Genomic DNA, 16994 nt, shown 5'->3' on the forward strand with positions numbered 1-16994 from the left:
ACGACGGCAAACGCCTGACCGGTGCTCAAAAAACCATAGCCGAATCCTTGGCCCCGAGCGGCACCGGCACCGCTCGATTCAATTCGCGGACTCAGGCCGCCGTGCCATCCACCGCCTTGATCCGCTCCGCCACGCGGGCGGCCAGGTCATCAGGACGGAACTTGGCGAGGAAGTCGTCAGCGCCGACCTTCTTCACCATGGCCTGGTTGAACACCCCGGACAGCGAAGTATGCAGGAGAATATGCAGGTCCTGCATGCGCGGGTCGTGACGGATTTCCGCCGTGAGCGTGTAACCGTCCATTTCCGGCATCTCGATGTCCGAGATCACCATCAGCAGGTCGCTGCCCGGATGACCGCCCGCCTCCACCATCTGCCGCAGGTAGTCCAGCGCCTGGCGGCCGTCGCCCAGCGCCAGCACTTCGACGCCGACGGTTTCCAGGCAACGCACCAGCTGCTTGCGCGCCACCGAGGAGTCGTCCACCACCAGCACGCGCTTGCTCACCGCGCGGGCCTGGGTCTCGGCATCCAGCACGCCCTCGGAGATGTCCTCCGGGGTGGGCGCCACTTCGGCGAGGATTTTCTCCACGTCGATGATTTCCACCAACTGGTTGTCGACCCGGGTGACCGCCGTCAGGTAATGGTCGCGGCCGGTGCCCTTGGGTGGCGGATGGATCGACTCCCAGTTCATGTTGACGATGCGTTCCACCGAATGCACCAGGAAGCCCTGCACCTTGGTGTTGTACTCGGTGATGATCACGAAACTGTTGCCGATGTCGCGCAGCCCCTGGCGCCCGGTGGCCAGCGACAGATCGAGAATCGGAATGGTGCCGCCGCGGATGTTCGCCACTCCGCGCACCACCTGGCTGGACTTGGGCATCACGGTCAGGCGCGGGCACTGCAGTACCTCTTTCACCTTGAACACGTTGATCCCGTACAACTGGCTGCCGTTCAGCCGGAACAGCAGCAGCTCGAGACGATTCTGGCCGACCAGCTGCGTCCGCTGGTTGACTGAATCCATGACTCCGGCCATTGAGCCTCCCCTGCACGCAACGCCGCCTGACCTGGCAGGCGGCACGACCATTGCTTAACCCGTTGCATGAAACAGGCAACGACATTTTTCCGACAGCTCCGAAGCGCGCGCGACCTCATGGCCGCCCTGCTCGGTGTGTGCGCTGCGCTCAGTGCCGGCTCCACGCGGGCCGACGCCTTCACCGCGCCTGAAATCCTTATCGGCTCGACCCAGGGCTTTCTTGAATTCAAAGTCGAAGATTATCTGCAGAGCAGCGGAATTGAAGCGCGCTATGAAATTGAAGTGGCGCGCATCGATCCCCGTCTGCGCCTGGCGCAGTGCGACAAGGACTTGACGCAAGCCCTGGAAAGCCCGGCGCAGCCGGTCGGGCGCGTCACGGTGCGGGTGCGCTGCGACGGCAGCTCGCCCTGGACGGTGTTCGTGCCGGCCACGGTGAAACTGTTCCGCCAGGTCGTCGTCACCACCCAGCCGCTCAAGCGCGACCACGTCATCGACGCCGCCGACATCTCCATGGTGGAACGCGACGTCGGTCCGTTGACCCAGGGCTACCTGACCGACCCGCAGCGGGTGATCGGCCTCAAGCTCAAGCGCGCCACGGTGAACGACCAGGTGCTTGCGCCGGTCTTCCTCGAACAGGCCGAGGCGATCCGCAAGGGAGACCAGGTGGTGATCCGCGCGCGCACCAGCGCCATCAACGTGATGATGCCCGGCGAGGCGCTGTCCGACGGCGTGCCCGGACAGCAGATCCGCGTGCGCAACCTGCGCTCGCAGCGTATCGTCAAGGCACGTGTGGTGGAGCCCGGCGCCGTCGAAGTCAGCCTGTAGTCCGCCGAGTCTGGCATGATGGGCGCAGCCTTCACTAAACTGTGCTCGGGTGCGCAAAAAATCGGCCTAAAGTTTTCCGCCAGCCGGCCGAAAAGCTTGGCAAGCGTCCAAATACCTCCAGAGGTTTCCAACATGGTTATCGACTTCAACCGGCTGAACCCGGCCTCTACGCCAGCCACCACTGGCCGTAGCGGGGCTGCGCAGAACGGTCGCAGCGAAGCCCCGGCCGAGTCTGCCGCCACCACCGCCCCGGCCAAGAGCGGCGAATCGGTACAGCTCAGCGATACCGCCCAGCAGTTGCAGAAAGTCAGCGATCAACTGAAGGACCAGCCCGTGGTCGACAAGGAAAAAGTGGCCCGCATCAAGCAGGCGATCGCCGACGGCAGCTACCAGGTCGACAGTCAGAAAGTCGCCAGTAAGCTGCTCGATTTCGAATCCCAGCGCTGACCTGAGCGTCGCGCCGGGGACCCGCTAGCAAAAGTGCCGAGCCCAAGATGTCCGATGCCCTGCTCTCCCTGATCAACGGTGACATCGACGCAGCCCGACAGCTGCTGCAGTTGATCGACGACGAATACCAGGCGCTGCAAGCGCGTGATCTGGCGCAGCTGCAACAGCTGCTGGAACGCAAGGTACCGTTGATGCAGCAGCTCGAACGCAACGGCCGCGAGCGCGCCGCCGCCCTGCAGCAGGCCGGTGTCAGCGTGGATCGCCAGGGCCTCGAGCAATTCGCCCAGCGCAGTGGCAACGGCGAGCTGCTGGTACGTGGCGACGAACTGGGCGCCCTGCTCGACCAGTGCCAGGACGCCAACCAGCGCAACGGCCGGATCATCCGTGCAGGCCAGGCCAGCACCGGCCGCCTGCTCGACATCCTGCGTGGGCAGGACACCCCCAATCTCTACGACCGCCGTGGCAGCTCGACCCAGAGCAGCCGCCAGCGTCCGCTCAGCCAGGCCTGAGCACTGGCCTGACGGCCCGCCTTTGGGCACAATGCCAGCATCGGCATAGCCCCGTGCCATACCTATAACAAACACAATCTAGATGGAGATCCGCGGACCGTGGCCAACCTGTTTGTCGAGGAAAACGGCCCTCAACCACCGAAAGTGCTCAAGGCTCCGGTGGAAATCCATGCGAGCCTGCGGACGCTCATGGACAGCCACGATCCCCTGGTGGTCACCTTCGAAGGCCGCAGCCAGCGCTTCCAGAGTTTCGTCGTCGAGGTCAATCGCGAGCGCAACCTGATCGCCCTGGACGAACTGATCCCCAACGACGGCGAGCGTTTCCTGCAGAACGGCGAACCGCTGCGCATCGAGGCTTTCCACGAGGGGGTGCGCATCGCCTGGGAATCGAAGCAGAACGCCTATTTCGCCGAGATCGACGGCGCCCGCTGCTACTGGCTACCGGTGCCGGACGAGGTGCTCTACCACCAGCGTCGCAATGCCTACCGCGCCGGCGTCAGCCAGAGCCAGCCGGTGGCGGTGGAAATCGCCGGCGACAAGCTCAAGGCCCCGCTCAAGGGCAGCCTGATCGATATCTCCGCCACCGGCTGCAAGGTTCGCCTGGACGGCAATGTCAGCGACCGCCTGCAACCGGGACAAGTCTACGAGCGATTCACTGCCCGCCTGCCCTTCGGCGCCATCACCCTGGAAGTGGAACTGCGCCACGTGCACTTCGAGGAAAAGGTCGGCTTCAGCTTTGCCGGCCTGCGCTTCCAGCAGGTCAGCGGCCTGGTCCAGCGCAATATCGATCGCTTCGTCTACCAGTTACAGCGCGAGGCCCGGCGCTTCGAGAAGGACGAGCTGTTCTAGTTCGTCCTGGGCGGCAAGCGCTTGCCGCCCTTTCCTTGCGGCCCTATGCGGGCCGGCTTTCCTCTTCCGCTTCAGGCGCCGCCACCGAACTGTCGGCGCCCTTCATCTGTATCTCCACTGCGCGGTCATCGACCCGTGGATCGAGCGCTGCCGACAGCGGCGAGGACGCCAGGCTGTCCGGCGTGGCCACGTGCTTGACCGGCGCCTCGTCGACTCGGTGCACGCCACTGACCTTCTCCGGCTGCACGCGCCAGATCAGGATCAGCGAGCAGGCGCAGACGAAGGCGTAGAGCATGTTCGCGCCGAACAGCTTCATCAGCGCGCCGGCCGCCAGCGGCCCGATACAGGCGCCGACGCCGAAGGTCACCAGCAGCATCGCCGTCAGCGATACGCGGCGATCGCCCTCGACATGGTCGTTGGAAAACGCCACCGCCAGCGGATAGAGGGTGAATTGTACCAGGCAGACCAGGAAGCCCATCGGTAGCAGCAGCGCCAGGGACAACGACAGGTCCGGCAGCGGCAACATCGGCAGCAGCGCCAGCGGCAAGGCGAAGAGCAGCAGCAGAATCGCCGCGTTGCGGATCAGTACCGCGCGGTCATAGCGGTCCGACAGCCAGCCCAACGGCCATTGCACCAGGAGGCCGGCGAAGATGCAGCCGCCCATGAACAGACCGATCTGCTCGGTGCTCAATCCCTGCCGCGAGGCATAGAGCGGCGCGAGGCCGTAGAAGGCGCCAATCACCAGGCCCGACACCAGCACCGTGGTCAGCGACTGCGGCACCCGCTTGAGGAAGAAGCGCGGCTCCAGCGGCGCCGGACGCAACGGCGCGGGGTGGACCTTGTGGGTGATCGCCACCGGAATCAGCGACAGGGCGAAGCACAGCGCGATCATCATCGGCAGCTCCGGCCCCAGCCCCGGGTGCACCACCAGCACCAGCTGGCCGAGCACCAGGCCAAGGTAGGACGACACCATGTAGCCGGCGAACACCAGGCCGCGCTGGCGCGCCTCCGCCTGTTCGTTGAGCCAGCTCTCGATGACCATGTACTGGCACATCATGCCCAGGCCGATGGCCGTCCGCAGCACCAGCCAGAAGCCGAGCCAGGGCAACAGGCCGATGCCCAGCACCGCCGCCGTCACCAGGCCACCGCAGGCAACGTAGGCACGGATGTGGCCGACGCGGGCGATCAGCCGGTGGCCGATCTTGCCGCCCAGCACCAGGCCAAGGTAGTAGGCCGCCATCATGGCGCCGATCCACAGCCCATCGACCTTCTCCGCGCCCAGGCGCAAAGCGAGGTAGGTACTGAGTAGACCGGAACCGGTCAGGAGCATGACGGCGGCGAAGTACAGAGCGCGAAAAGCGGTGACGATCCGGAGCATCGGACCTCCTGGCCCAGAACAACCCCGGGACGGCACCCGGGTGACGGAAAGCGGGACTTGCCGTGACACCTTAGAGCCTGCCGGAGGGCGCGTCGAGAGGCCTGCCGGGCCTGGAACAGAGGGGGTCGCGGCGCGTGCCGTCGGGCATCCTGAAGGATGGCGGCGGGATGCACGAGGATGTCGGAGAAATGCCCACCGATCGCAGCCGCGCCGGTGTTTCGGCGCGACTGTGTCGGCGTGCCCGCGCAGCGATCAGGCCTGGGCGGCCAGCACGCGGCGCTCCCACGGGGTGATTTCGTCGAAGAAGCTGGTCAGCTCCATCGACTTGGTCGCGGTGTAGCCATCGATGAACTCGTTGCCGAACACCTCGCGCGCCAGCTGGCTGCGCTTGAGGCGCTGCAGGGCGTCGTACATCGTGCACGGCAGCAGCAGTGCCTCGGGCACCTCGAACTCACCCTGGATCGCCTCGGTCGGCTCCAGTTCACGCTCGATGCCGTGCAGGCCAGCGGCGAGGCTGGCGGCAATCGCCAGGTACGGGTTGGCGTCGGCGCCCGGCAGACGGTTCTCCACGCGACGGGCCACCGGCGCGCTGGCCGGAATGCGCAGGCCGGCGGCGCGGTTGTCGTAGGACCAGCAGGCGTTGTTCGGCGAGGCGTAAGGATGGCACAGGCGCTGGAAGGAGTTCACGTTCGGGGCGAATAGCAGGGTGAAGTCCGCCAGGCACGCCTGCTGGCCGCCGATGAAATGGCGGAAGGCCGGCGTGGCTTCGCCGTTGGCGTCGGTGAAGATATTGCGGCCTTCGCCATCGACGATGCTCTGGTGGATGTGCATCGAGCTGCCCGGCGTCTTCGCCAGCGGCTTGGCCATGCACACCACGATCAGGCCATGCTTGAGCGCGACCTCCTTGAGCAGGTGCTTGAACAGGAAGGTCTGGTCGGCCAGCAGCACCGGGTCGCCGTGCAGGAAGTTGATCTCGAACTGGCTGGTGCCCATCTCGTGCATGAAGGTGTCGCGCTCCAGCCCCACCGCCGCCATGCAGCGGTAGACGTCCTGGAAGAACGGACGCAGGCCGTTGTTGGAGGATACGCTGAAGGCCGAGTGGCCGATCTCGCGGCGGCCGTCCGGGCCGAGCGGAGCCTGGAAGGGCTCGTTGGCGTCGGGATTGGGAGCGAAGACGAAGAATTCGAGCTCGGTGGCCACCACCGGGCTCCAGCCGCGCTCGGCGTAGCGCGCCACCACCCGCTTGAGCAGGCCGCGGGTGGACAGGCCGGAGGGCTGGCCGTCGAGCTCCACCGCATCGCAGATGGCAAAGGCGCGGGGCTCGTCGCTCCAGGGCAGGCGATGGATCTGGGTCGGCTCGGCGACCAGGGCGAGGTCGCCATCATCGCTGCCGTAGAATCTCGCAGGCGGGTAACCGCCCATGATGCACTGCAGCAGGACACCACGCGCCAGCTGCAGGCGGCGGCCGGTGAGGAATCCTTCCCCGGTCATCACCTTGCCACGCGGCACCCCGTTGAGGTCGGGGGTGACGCACTCGATCTCTTCGACTCCAGCCAGGCGCTCGGCGAGCGGGCTGCGTAGATCGCTACTCATGACTTCTTATCCTTGTACTTCGTCTTTGTAACAGGAGGCCGCGCACGCTGCGCCGCCTGTACAAAATACGCACCACGCGTTCGATATTTCAAGCGGTACGGAGAAGGGAATTTCCTACGGGAAAAATCGCCAAGGGGAGCCCAACCTTGTAGGAGCCCGGTGCGCCCACCGGGATCGCCGCTGCCAGCAGTAACGTAGGGCGTACAACCGTCCGCGGTTGTACGCCGATACACCTTGCCCATCGCCCGCGCCATACACGAACCGGGCAAATGCTCCTTATCCGCCCCCGAGCAAGCAGGTGCTCATGGCCAATCGGCGTATAACGCGGAGCGTCATGCGCCCTAGGTTTCAGGCAACCTTGTCTCAATAATCATCCCGCTTGCGAAACGCCCAGCGCCCGGCCAGCCCGGTGAAGCTGGCCACCAGCACGACGAGAATCCAGAACCCCTCCGGATCGCTGGAGAACGGAATGCCGCCGACGTTCATGCCGAAGAAGCCGGCGATGATGTTGATCGGCAGCGCCAGCACCGTGACCACGGTGAGGGTGAACAGGGTACGGTTGCTCTGCTCGTTGAGCTTGGCGGCGATCTCTTCCTGCAGCAGCTTGATGCGCTCGCCCAGGGCGGTGAGGTCGTTGATCACCAGGGAGAATTCCTCGGTGGCCTCGCGCAGCACGCGCACGTCGTCGTCTTTCAGCCATACCGGCGGGCGGTTGAGCAGGCGCATCAGCGAGCCCGGCTCCAGCGCCAGCAGGCGCTGCAGGCGCACCAGCACGCGGCGCATGGCGCCCAGGTCGGCGCGGTTGTCGGACAGGCGCGCCGACAGCAACTGGTCCTCGATGCGGTCCACGCTGATGCTGGTCTCGCGCAGGATGCGGGTGAGGATATCGCCCTGGTCGCGCAGCAGATGCACCAGCAGCTCCAGCGGAGAGCGGAAGCTTTCGCCGTGCTTGACCGAGGAACGCAGGGTATCGACCGAGCGCAGCGGCTGGGCGCGGGCGGTCACCAGCAAGCGGCCGCGGGCGCAGACCCACAGGGTGGAGACATCCGAGGACATGCGGCTGCCGAAGTCGAACACCACGTCGTTGACTACCGCCAGCAGCGCGCCGTCGACATGCTCGATGCGGGTGGAGCGCGAGCCTTCGCGCAGGGTCTCGAAGAAGTAGTCGGGCAGCTCCAGGTGCGACTTCATCCAGCGCTCGCAGGCCGCGTGCGCCAGGTTCAGGTGCAGCCAGAGGAACTCATCCTCGGTGCGCGGCTCCCGCAGGCGCTGCAGCGCGGTGGGCGAGTCGATTTCCAGGCCGGGCTGGCCAGGGCGGAAGCTGAAGCCATAAAGCAGGCCGAACAGGTCGGAATCCTGGTGACTCTGGACGATGCTGTGGTTCATGGGACTGCGATTCTTGAGACCGTGCTGCGGACTTGAACCGGCCTTGCAGGAGCGAGTTTGCTCGCGAACCCGCACGGCACGGACTGTTCGCGAGCAAGCTCGCTCCTACGAAGAGCAAATCACGCCCGCCCCTTGGTGTTAACAGAGCCCCATGAACGGCAGGTGACAGACATGTGTCAGCCAAACAGTGCCGCCACAGTGCGCTCACCCAACTCCGGACCGACGCTCATGCCCACGCCGGTATGCATCAGCACGGCAGTGACGCCGTCCGCCGCCTGCAGCACCGAGAACGGCCCCGGTCCGCGCGAACCGTAAACGCCCTGCCAGCGCTCGATCACCTCCACGCGCATGCCCAGGGTGTCCTCGGCCAGCTGCAGCATGAGTTTGTCCACGGCCTCGGCATTGAACGGCGCCGCGTCGTTGCCGTAGTGGTGGGAGTCGCCGATGATCAGCTCGCCATGGGGCGTCGGGCTGACCAGCAGGTGAATGCCCTGCTCTTCCAGCTCCGGCGTCTCGCGGCGAATCTGCTCGCGCACCGCCTCGGCCTCGGGCAGGTCGGAGAAGGCACCGTAATGCACGCAGCTCAGGCCGGTAAGGATCGAGTGGGCGAGACCGAAGTCGACCTGCGGGCGGACACGCAGCATCTGCAGGCGGCACACCTGCGGCTGCAGCGGTGCGATGGCCTCGGCCAGCAAGGTCTGGTAGTCATGACCGGAGCAGACGATCACCTGTCCGGTAGTGAAGGTGCCCGCCGTGGTGCGCAGCAGGCCGGTGTCGACGTCGCGGACCAGGGTGGAGAAATGAAACTGCACACCCAGTTCGCGGCGCAGGTAGTCGATCAGCGTCGGCAGCGCCTCGCGGGAATACAACTGTTGGTCGTCGAAGCCCAGCAGCGCGGCGCGATGGTGGCGGAAATGGCCCTGGTAGAGGTCGTTCAGCTCACTGCCGCGCAGCAGGCCCACGCGGTAATCCAGCTCCCTGGCGCGGCCGGTGCAGAAGGCTTCCAGCAGATGCTCCTCGGCTTCGCTGCGGGCGAACAGCAACGAACCATTGCGCCGCAGGGAGAAACCGGCGCTCTCTGCCCACTGCGCCCAGATCGGCCGACTGGCGCGCGCCAGGTCCGACATCACGCCCGGCGGCTGGCCGGTAACCAGTGCCTGGCCGAAGTTGCGCACCGAGGCGCCCAGGGGCGTAGCCGTGCGCTCGAAGACGCGTACGGAGAGGCCGCGGCGGGCGGCGGCGTACGCGTGGGAAAGGCCGAGGATGCCGGTGCCGACGATGGCGACGTCGCAGTGGGTGTGGGTCATGGGGATATTTCCTGCGTGGCGAAGAGCCCCTCTCCCCCGCCCTCTCCCTGAAGGGAGAGGGAGCTCTCCTCTGCGAAGAGAAACCCTGAGTTCATCCTGAAACCATCAAAGGCACAGGCAGACGCTGAAACCGAACCAGCACACCGAACAGCCCCCTCTCCCTTCAGGGAGAGGGTTGGGGAGAGGGAGCCGCCAGCGCCGAACCTTACTTCTGCGCAACCTTCTCCGACTTGCCGTCGTAGCGCTTGCGCCATTCGGCGAGGATCTCGTCGCGGTTCTTCGAGGCCCAGGCGAAGTCGTTCTTGATCAGGCGCTGCTCGTAGTCGGCCGGCAGTTCGGTCTGCGGCTTGGCGATGCCCGGCTGGGCCAGCACGGCGAAGTTTTCCTTGTACAGCTCCATGGCTTTCGGGCTGGCGGAGAAGTCGGCGAGTTTCTTCGCCGCGGCTTCATGCTGGGTGCCTTTGACGATGCCGGTGGCTTCGATTTCCCAGCCCAGGCCTTCCTTCGGCAGGACGATGTCCAGCGGTGCGCCCTGGCGCTTGAGCTGCACGGCCGGGTACTCGAAGGAGATGCCGATCGGGAATTCGCCGGCGGCGGCCAGCTTGCACGGCTTGGAGCCGGAGTGGACGTACTGGCCGATGTTCTCGTGCAGGGCGTCCATGTAGGCCCAGCCCTGCTTCTCGCCGAAGGTCTGCAGCCAGGCGGAGACGTCGAGGAAGCCGGTGCCGGAGGACGCCGGGTTCGGCATGACGATCTTGCCCTTGTACTCGGGCTTGGTCAGGTCCTGCCAACTGATGGGTTTTTCCAGGCCGAGTTTCTCGGCTTCCACGGTGTTGAAGCAGATGGTGGCGGCCCACACGTCCATGCCCACCCAGGCCGGCGGGTTGGCCGGGTCACGGTAGTTCTTGCCGATGGCGTCCAGGTGCTTGGGCGCGTACTTCTCCAACATGCCCTGCTGGTCGAGGATGGCCAGGCTGGACGCGGCCAGGCCCCACACTGCGTCGGCCTGCGGACGGTCCTTCTCGGCCAGCAGCTTGGCGGTGACGATGCCGGTGGAGTCGCGTACCCACTTGATCTTGATGTCCGGGTTCTCGGCTTCGAAGGCCTGCTTGTAGGCGGTCAGCTGCTCCGGTTCCAGGGCGGTGTAGACGGTCAGTTCGGTGTCGGCGGCGTGGGCCTGTGCGGCGAAACCGGCCACCACGGCGGCGGCGAGGGCAAGACGTTTGAACATGTGGAGCTCCTTGGCAGTGTTTGTTCCCCGCTCGGGGCGGGTTTGTCAGGGGTTGAGCCCGGCAGGTAGATGCCAGGCGACAGCGTCCAGCGGTGTTACGGGTTCGCGCCCTTCCTCCAGGCCTGGGAGCGGCGCAGCAGGCCGCGCGAGGCGCCGGCCAGCAGCAGCGACACGGCGGCGGAAGTGATCAGGATCAGGGTGGACATGGCGGCGGCGCCGCCGACGTTGCCGGAGTCGTCCATGTTCAGCACGGCGACGGCGGCGAGGATGGTGTCCGGGTTGTAGAGGAAGATCGCCGCCGACACCGTGGTCATCGCCGAGACGAACAGGTAGCGGATGATGTCCAGCAGCGCCGGCAGGCAGATCGGCACGGTGACGCGCAGGTAGTGGCGCCACAGCGGCATCTTCAGCGACAGCGCGGCAGCCTCGAACTCGCCGTCGAGTTGGCGCAGCGCGGCGGTGGCGGTCATCTGCGCGGTGGTCAGGTAGTGGGCGATGGTGCACACCACCAGCAGCGCCATGCTGCCGTAGAACACATGCAGCGGGTTGCTCGGCAGGTTGAAGAAGAAGACGTAGCCCAGGCCCAGCACCAGGCCGGGAACGGCCATCGGCACGAAGCAGAGCATGCGCAGCAGCTGGTTCAGCCATGGCTGCTCGCGGGTCTTCTCCATCAGGTAGGCGCCGGTGAAAATCACCGCGCTGCCGATGATGGCGGTACAGGCGGCCATGGTCAGGCTGTTGCGGTAGGCCAGCCAGCCGCCGCCGGCGGTGGTGTCGAAGTCGTAGTGATGCAGCGACAGCGACAGGTTGTACGGCCAGAACTTCACCAGCGAGGAGTACACGGCCATGCCCAGCACGCCCAGCAGCACCGCGCAGATCAGCACGACGACGGCGAGGAAGGCGGCATCGCGGCGGCGCGACGGCTTGGGATGGTAGACCTGCGCGCGACCGCTCATGGCCTCGCGCTGGCGCAGACGCAGCCAGGTGTCCACGGCGAAGCTGAGCAGCGCCGGCAGCAGGAGGATCATGCCGATCTGCGCGCCACGGCCGAACTGCTGCTGGCCGACCACCGCCTTGTAGGCTTCCAGCGCCAGCACCTGATAGTCGCCGCCCACCACGACCGGCACGCCGAAGTCGGTGATGGTCAGGGTGAACACCAGGCAGAAGGCGGCGAACACACCCTGCCGCGAGCCCGGCCAGGTGATGCTGCGGAAGGCTTTCCAGGGGCTGGCGCCCATGCTGGAGGCGGCGTCGAACAGGCGCGCATCGGCCAGCGACAGCGCGGACAGCAGGATCATCAACGCATGGGGGAAGGTGTAGATGGCTTCGCCCAGGACGATGCCCCAGAAGCCGTAGATGTTGTCCGGCACCCAGCCGCGCAGCAGGCCCTGGTTGCCGAACAGGTAGATCAGCGCGATGCCCGGCAGCATCGAGGGCGCCAGCAGCGGCAGCAGGGAAATCCCCCGCCACAGGCCCTTGGCCGGGATCAGCGTGCGTTGCAGCGCGTAGGCGAACAGGTAAGCCGCCGGCACGACGATGCACGCCACGCTCAGCGAAACCTTCAGGCTGTTGCCCAGAAGCCAGTGGAAGTTATCGCTGCGCAGCAGTTCGCCCATCGCGGCAACGCCACCGCCCTGCCCCGCCGCACTGCTGAAGCCGCGCCAGAAGATGGCCAGCAGCGGCAGCAGCACCGCAACGGTGAGCAGGACCAGCAGCAGGCACTTGCCGCCGCGCACGAACAGGCGATCGCCCAGATCTCCACGGAGCTTGCCGGCGGACAGCGCCGGATTGTGATTCACCACGGCATCCATCTCAGGCGAACACCTGCAGGCTGCGGGGCGGCAGGGATACCCAGATATCCGGGGTGCCCAGGCGCGGCATGTCTTCCGGCGCCAGTTCAGCCAGCAGCGGATGGCCCGGCAGCTGCTCCAGCTCGAAACTCATGCGGCAGCGGTTGCCGAGGAAGGTGATTTCGCGGATCTGCGCGCGGAACAGGTTTTCCTGATGCACCACCGGGTTCACGCTGATCGCCTCCGGACGGCAGAACAGCCGACCCGAGGCGCTCGCGGCCTGGTTCTGCAGGCGCAGGTTGAGGCTGCCGACGCGCGCATGGCCATCATTGCCGCGCTCGAACGGCAACCAGTTGCCCTGGCCGACGAACTCGGCGACGAAGGGCGTGGCCGGGGTGCTGTAGATCTCCTGGGCGGTGCCGTACTGCTCGATGCGACCGTGGTTCATCACCGCGATGCGGTCGGCCATCAGCATGGCTTCGTCCTGGTTGTGGGTCACCATTACGGTGGTGATGCCCAGGCTCTTCTGCAGTTGGCGAAGCTCACCACACAGGTGCTCGCGCACACGAGCGTCCAGCGCCGACATCGGCTCGTCGAGCAGCAGCAGCGACGGGCTCGGCGCCAGCGCGCGGGCCATCGCCACACGCTGCTGCTGGCCGCCGGAGAGCTGGCCGGGGTACTTCTTCTCGCTGCCGGAGAGGCCAACCAGCTCCAGCATCTCGGCTACGCGGCGGCGGGCTTCGTCCTTGCTGGCGTTGGCCAGGCCGTAGGCGATGTTCTGCTCGACGGTCAGGTTGGGGAACAGCGCATAGGACTGAAACAGGATGCCGTAGTCGCGCGCCTGCGGCGGCAGCAGGGACACGTCGCGCTGGCCCAAGTGCAAGGTGCCCTCGTCCTGGCGCTCCAGGCCGGCGATGCAGCGCAGCAGCGTGGTCTTGCCGCAGCCGGAGGGACCGAGCAGACAGACCAGCTCGCCCGCCTTGACGTCCAGCGAAACGCCGTCGAGGGCGACGAACTGGCCGAAGCGTTTACGGATGTGGCGCACGCTGAGCGGCGTGCCGGCGATGGTCGTGTGCATGGCGGTACCTCGTGTTCTTTTGGCTCACGCCGCCGTGGGCAGCGACGTGATTTGACGAGGTTCATGCTAGGGAGCGAATGCGACGGCTCTATTGCGATGAGGAAAAGTGCACCGATAGATCCATAGGCAAATTTTGGTATAGGGATGAAAAATTTTGCGATGGGTTGGGTTACGCGGGGTGCCGTTTCTACGAGAAAAGCGCAGGACTCACCCGTAGGAGCGGACTTCGTCCGCGATGCTCTTCTTTGGAATTGGGTGTGTCTGCGCCGCTTCTGTGTGTTCGGATGTATTGGGTTTCGCCCCCTCGGGCGAGTCACTTTCTCAAACGACGGATGGCCGCCCCCAAGAAAGTAACCAAAGCGCTTGCCCCTGCATCCGGTTTTTCGCTTAGGCGAAAAATTCCCTCGCTCCATCGGAGTTTCAGGGGCACGCCGCGAAGGGCCATCCCTGGCCCATCGCGTCTCTCGCGACATCCATGTCGCTCAACCCCTGAAACTCCGATTCCACTCGGCCTCCTGAAGGGGCGCTCCGGCGTGTGCGGATGTTTCTCTGGAAGTCCTCAGAAGCTAAGAGTTAGAGCCTGCGCGGTACGTGCGCTCCCGTAGGAGCGGACCTTGTCCGCGAAATCCATCGCGGATGAATCCGCGCCTACAGGTGAATGCGCAGGCGTGGCGCCCACGCCTACACCTGCGCCAACCCCAGAAACGCACTCGGCAACCGCGCCTGCCGCCGATCCTTCAGGCAATACAGGTACTCATCGATCCGCCGCGCGCCAACGATCTCCAGCACACACAGCTGCGGATTATCCGGCACCTCCTGGCGGGCGATGATGCTCACTCCCAGGTTGCGGATCACCGCCTCGCGGATCGACTCGCGGCTGCCGATCTCCAGCATCGAGGCCGGGGTAACCCCGGCGTCCTGCAACATCGCCTCGGTAAGCTGGCGGGTGGTGGAACCCGCTTCGCGCATCAGCAGGCAGTGACTGCGCAGATCGCCCAACGCCACCGACTGCTGCATCGCCAGTGGATGGCTACGATGCACCGCCAGCACCAACGGGTCGCTGCCGAGCACCACGCGGGTCAGGCGCGCATCGTCCACCTGCTGCGAGGACGCCGCCAGGTCGACCCGGCACTCCACCAGCGCTTCGAGCACCTGCTGGGAGTTGCCGATCTCCACCGACACCTCGATCTGCGGGAAGCGCTCACGGAAGGTCTTGATCAGGCCGAGCACGTAATAAGGAGAAGTGGCGCCGATGCGCAGCGCACCCTGCATCTGCCCGCAATTGCGCAGGTAGAACTCGATGTCGGCTTCCTGCCGCAGCAACGCCTCGACCATCGGCAACAGGCGCGCGCCCTCGTCGCTCAGGGTCAGGCGGCGGCCGCCACGGTAGAACAGCTCCACCGCGTACTGGCTTTCCAGGTTGCGGATCTGGGTGGTGACGGTGGGCTGGCTCAGGCCGAGCTTCTTCGCCGCCTGGGTGATGCTGCCCAGCTTCGCAACCCGATAGAAGGCCTTCAGTTCTGCACTCAGCATCCGCTAGATCCGCTCGTTCGTAGAATTCTTCAACACACTTTCCAGGCGCGCAGGCCAGCATCGCGAGATGCTACAGCAAGTGCTGGGATCCTTCGAACGGGCTACCAGCGCAACGGCCCTGTACGAGCGACCCGCGCGGGGCTTCGGCCGTTCGGCTATGCTCGCGCCGGCGACCCACTCGTGCACAGGGCGGTAAATGTTCAAGACGATTGAATCCGAAGTACTGAAGCAACGCATATCGCCCGAGCTACGGGCCGAATTCCTCCAGCATGATTTCGAACGGCTGCACGGGCTCAGCCTGCTGGTGTTCTGCGTCAGCATCGGCATGTGGTTCCTGTTCGACCTGATCGTCAGCTTCCAGGCCTTTCAGGGCTTCGGCATCGGCTCGCTGATCTTTCTCGCCGCCTTCGCCGCCATCACCCTGGTGTCCGCCAAGGTGCGCAAGGCACAGCATTTCTATGTGATCAACCTGATCTTCGTCACCGTCTTCTGCGTGGCAGCCCGCCTGGTGATCGATGGGCTGCCCGAAGCCTTACGCTCGACCTGGCTGGTGATTGCCGCGGCGACCATCCTCTACAGCGCCACCGCCATGCCGCTGAACCGCCCCGCTTTCTTCGCCGTGCTGGTGGTGACCTGGGTGCTGCTCAACCCGCTGCTGGGCGACGTGCCGCACTTCGACGAACGGCGCAGCATGCTGATCTGCTACCCACTGTTCATCAGTGCCCTGACGGTCTACATCTTCCATCACCTGAGCCAAGCCAAGCTGCACAACTACGCCATGGCCCGGCTGCTGGTGGACCAGGCCTATCTCGACGTACTCACCGACCTGCCCAACCGCCGCTCGTTCATGGCCCGTGTCGGCCGGCGCCTGGGTGAGGACGCCAGCGAAGAGCGCTATCTGGCGATGGTCGACATCGACCACTTCAAGCGGGTGAACGACAACTACGGACACGATGTCGGCGACGAGGTACTGACCCGCGTGGCGCACGCGATCCGCAGCGAAATGGACGGCTTCGAATTCGCCCGCCTGGGTGGCGAGGAGTTCGGCCTGTACCTCTGGGGCATCAGCGCCGAGCAAGCCAGCCAGCACATGGATCGGCTGCGCCGCGCCGTCGCCGAACAGCCTGGCACCCCATCGGTCACCATCAGTCTCGGCCTCGCTCGCCTCGGCGCGAACGGCAGCCTGAGCAAGGCCCTGATCAAGGCCGACCAGGCGCTCTACGAGGCCAAGCACAACGGACGCAACCGGGTGAGCTACAGTCCCTGAGTCCAACCGGCACCGTAGCGCATCGACGAATTACCTGTCGTATTCCAAGGGCGAGCGAAAGCCTCACCGCCCCTGAAAAAACAAAAGGCCCGCGAGTGCGGGCCTTGGCATGCTGGTGTCCCGGAGAGGGGTCGAACCTCCAACCTTCCCCTTAGGAGGGGGACGCTCTATCCAATTGAGCTACCGGGACACGATCGGGTCGGCATGTTAACGAGCGATGGCGATTTTGTCATGCCGCTGCCACCGGACGGGTCCATAATTTTTTCAACAGGGGAGGAATACCGTGAACAGCAGCCCAGCAGACCACGAAGCGACGCCCGATTCGCCCTTCGCCACCTTCGACGTGCGTGTCGCCACGCCGGACGACGCCCCTGCCCTTGCGCCCCTGCTGCAGCAGTTGGGCCTCCAGGATCCGAGCCCGGACATCGCGCTGCTCGCGCTGGAACTGGGCAACCAGCGCCCGACACGGGTCACGCTGGTGGCCGAACGCGACGGCATCCTGCTGGGCACCTGCACCCTGCACCTCATCGAGCACATCGCCCACGGCTTCGCCCGCTCGGCGATTCTCGAAGACATGGTGGTGGACAGCCGTGCCCGCGGCCAGGGCATCGGCCAGGCGCTGATCCGGCGCGCCGTGGAATGGGCCAGCGGCTGGGGCTGCTACAAGCTGGCGCTGTCCAGCCACCAGGACCGGGAAATGGCCCACCGCTTCTATGCGGCGATGGGGTTCGCACCTCACGGTGTCAGCCTGTCACTGCGCCTGGACTGACG

General features: G+C 65.6%; 15 protein-coding genes and 1 tRNA gene. 6 read left to right on the forward strand and 10 right to left on the reverse strand.

Features of this window, described 5'->3' with window-relative positions; translation table 11 throughout:
* Window positions 1-91 precede the first annotated feature (91 nt).
* A complete protein-coding gene (locus O6P39_RS18830; RefSeq protein ID WP_275607972.1) occupies window positions 92-1030 on the reverse strand; it encodes a chemotaxis protein CheV in 939 nt (312 codons plus the stop codon).
* A gap of 66 nt (window positions 1031-1096) precedes the next feature.
* On the opposite strand from O6P39_RS18830, the gene flgA reads away from it, so the two are divergent.
* The 4 genes from flgA to O6P39_RS18850 all read left to right on the forward strand — a co-directional run bounded on the left by flgA (window position 1097) and on the right by O6P39_RS18850 (window position 3660).
* A complete protein-coding gene (flgA, locus tag O6P39_RS18835) occupies window positions 1097-1855 on the forward strand; it encodes a flagellar basal body P-ring formation chaperone FlgA (RefSeq protein ID WP_275607973.1) in 759 nt (252 codons plus the stop codon).
* A 132-nt stretch (window positions 1856-1987) separates the two neighbouring features.
* Window positions 1988-2302, forward strand: coding sequence for a flagellar biosynthesis anti-sigma factor FlgM (gene flgM / locus O6P39_RS18840; protein WP_275607974.1), 315 nt, complete (start codon window positions 1988-1990; stop codon window positions 2300-2302).
* Between the two features lie 47 nt (window positions 2303-2349).
* Window positions 2350-2811, forward strand: a complete 462-nt coding sequence (gene flgN / locus O6P39_RS18845) for a flagellar export chaperone FlgN (RefSeq protein ID WP_275607975.1) — start codon at window positions 2350-2352, stop codon at window positions 2809-2811.
* 99 nt (window positions 2812-2910) lie between these two features.
* The gene (locus O6P39_RS18850; protein WP_275607976.1) at window positions 2911-3660 is read left to right on the forward strand and encodes a flagellar brake protein; all 750 of its coding nucleotides are present in this window, start codon (window positions 2911-2913) and stop codon (window positions 3658-3660) included.
* Between the two features lie 43 nt (window positions 3661-3703).
* Here O6P39_RS18850 and O6P39_RS18855 read toward each other — a convergent pair whose 3' ends face one another.
* The 8 genes from O6P39_RS18855 to O6P39_RS18890 form a co-directional block, all read right to left on the reverse strand.
* Entirely contained in the window at window positions 3704-5038 is a 1335-nt protein-coding gene (locus O6P39_RS18855) for an MFS transporter (RefSeq protein ID WP_275607977.1), read from the reverse strand.
* 252 nt (window positions 5039-5290) lie between these two features.
* Complete coding sequence (locus tag O6P39_RS18860; RefSeq protein WP_275611986.1) at window positions 5291-6529, reverse strand: glutamine synthetase family protein; 1239 nt, start codon at window positions 6527-6529, stop codon at window positions 5291-5293.
* A 465-nt stretch (window positions 6530-6994) separates the two neighbouring features.
* Window positions 6995-8017, reverse strand: a complete 1023-nt coding sequence (locus O6P39_RS18865) for a transporter (protein WP_275607978.1) — start codon at window positions 8015-8017, stop codon at window positions 6995-6997.
* Window positions 8018-8193: 176 nt separating this feature from the next.
* The gene (locus tag O6P39_RS18870) at window positions 8194-9324 is read right to left on the reverse strand and encodes a TIGR03364 family FAD-dependent oxidoreductase (protein WP_275607979.1); all 1131 of its coding nucleotides are present in this window, start codon (window positions 9322-9324) and stop codon (window positions 8194-8196) included.
* 205 nt (window positions 9325-9529) lie between these two features.
* Window positions 9530-10555, reverse strand: a complete 1026-nt coding sequence (locus O6P39_RS18875) for a putative 2-aminoethylphosphonate ABC transporter substrate-binding protein (protein ID WP_275607980.1) — start codon at window positions 10553-10555, stop codon at window positions 9530-9532.
* 95 nt (window positions 10556-10650) lie between these two features.
* The gene (locus O6P39_RS18880) at window positions 10651-12366 is read right to left on the reverse strand and encodes a putative 2-aminoethylphosphonate ABC transporter permease subunit (RefSeq protein ID WP_275607981.1); all 1716 of its coding nucleotides are present in this window, start codon (window positions 12364-12366) and stop codon (window positions 10651-10653) included.
* A gap of 1 nt (window position 12367) precedes the next feature.
* Window positions 12368-13423, reverse strand: coding sequence for a putative 2-aminoethylphosphonate ABC transporter ATP-binding protein (locus tag O6P39_RS18885; protein ID WP_275607982.1), 1056 nt, complete (start codon window positions 13421-13423; stop codon window positions 12368-12370).
* A 681-nt stretch (window positions 13424-14104) separates the two neighbouring features.
* Window positions 14105-14956 carry a LysR family transcriptional regulator gene (locus O6P39_RS18890; RefSeq protein ID WP_275607983.1) on the reverse strand — a complete coding sequence of 284 codons (852 nt, stop codon included), beginning with the start codon at window positions 14954-14956 and terminating at the stop codon, window positions 14105-14107.
* A gap of 196 nt (window positions 14957-15152) precedes the next feature.
* Here O6P39_RS18890 and O6P39_RS18895 point away from each other — a divergent pair, with 196 nt between their 5' ends.
* Complete coding sequence (locus tag O6P39_RS18895) at window positions 15153-16223, forward strand: GGDEF domain-containing protein (protein WP_275607984.1); 1071 nt, start codon at window positions 15153-15155, stop codon at window positions 16221-16223.
* Window positions 16224-16336: 113 nt separating this feature from the next.
* Here O6P39_RS18895 and O6P39_RS18900 read toward each other — a convergent pair.
* Window positions 16337-16413: transfer RNA gene (locus O6P39_RS18900), tRNA-Arg, on the reverse strand.
* A gap of 93 nt (window positions 16414-16506) precedes the next feature.
* On the opposite strand from O6P39_RS18900, the gene O6P39_RS18905 reads away from it, so the two are divergent.
* The gene (locus tag O6P39_RS18905) at window positions 16507-16992 is read left to right on the forward strand and encodes a GNAT family N-acetyltransferase (protein ID WP_275607985.1); all 486 of its coding nucleotides are present in this window, start codon (window positions 16507-16509) and stop codon (window positions 16990-16992) included.
* The last annotated feature ends 2 nt before the right edge of the window (window positions 16993-16994 follow it).

The organism is Pseudomonas sp. PSE14 (assembly GCF_029203285.1).
GTDB lineage: Bacteria > Pseudomonadota > Gammaproteobacteria > Pseudomonadales > Pseudomonadaceae > Pseudomonas.